Annotated in this window: 2 protein-coding genes; both read right to left on the reverse strand. The window is 37.8% G+C overall.

The window, feature by feature from the left end:
• Positions 1 to 138 precede the first annotated feature (138 nt).
• Positions 139 to 690 (reverse strand): DUF5984 family protein, encoded by a 552-nt coding sequence (locus ACYQ1N_RS07560; RefSeq protein ID WP_459834509.1) that lies wholly within the window; start codon positions 688 to 690, stop codon positions 139 to 141.
• Between the two features lie 154 nt (positions 691 to 844).
• Positions 845 to 1,067: hypothetical protein (locus tag ACYQ1N_RS07565; protein WP_459834511.1), on the reverse strand; the 223-nt coding region annotated here is incomplete at its 5' end.

Consider the following 1,067-nt stretch of genomic DNA (forward strand, 5'->3'; position numbering starts at 1 on the left):
ACCGTATTGCATATTGTCGCCGGTTTTCGGCGTTGTATCTGTTTTGTCGGTATTGTTTTCCGAATTCTTTACATTGTCCGAAGATACCGGATCTTCATGCTTTTCACCTGAAGGAGGCGTAGGATCTTCATATATATATCAAACATTATTAAACCAGCGTTTTGCGTATGCTTTTAAAAATGAATCAATCTCCTGCGTGAACTGCTCTTTAGGAATACTTACACCTCCAAGCTTATACTTGAATCTTACGTTTTCCTCCGAATCCTGGTTATTCCAAGATATTTCTACATTATCACCAACTTGCTGAAAATAGATATCCGCAAGAATCGCACCTCCAGATGCCGGATGCCATCTATGACGAAAGTCCCACTCGTCAAGCTGATCATAATATATATCAAACAATTTATCATCATCCGTATCGAACTCACGTGCATTAATGTCCTTAATCGCAGCATATTCGCCTTCCACATCAACCGGATATGGATCATCAACCATGTGATCAAGAAAATTACGAAGCCATAAAGCAAGTTCATCAAGATTCCACCTCGTTGTCAAATTGCGGTTATCTCTTTCAAAAGCCAGAATATTATCTCCGTTTATAAGCATTGACATTTGTGTTTCGTGCTTATCGTCAAAAAATTCATATTTAATAGAGAATGTAGATATTTCTCCTGAAACAATGGTTTTCATGGTTATCACTTTCCTTTCCTGATTCTATTATACTCTGCTCTTGTTATTTTGCCGGATTCCAATAATTGCCTGAGAACTTGTGTCGGAATATCTCTCGGCTTAGATACCTCATAAGAATGATAACCGTTATTTGATGTGTTATCCGGCTGAAATTTTACAACAATACCATTATCAGTAACATTATATAATTGCTTTCCATACGAAATCCCGGTATCCAAGAGTCCCTGTCCTTAACCGCAACCCTTGATCTAAACTGCCGATGATAGTTCTCTACCTCAGATATATCCCCACATTTTGAATAATCGGGAGCGACAAAGTATTTAACACCTCGAAATCGTTCAAGGTAAAATTCATGCAATTCCTTCACGGTAAAAAAT

It is taken from the genome of Howardella ureilytica (genome assembly GCF_054657495.1).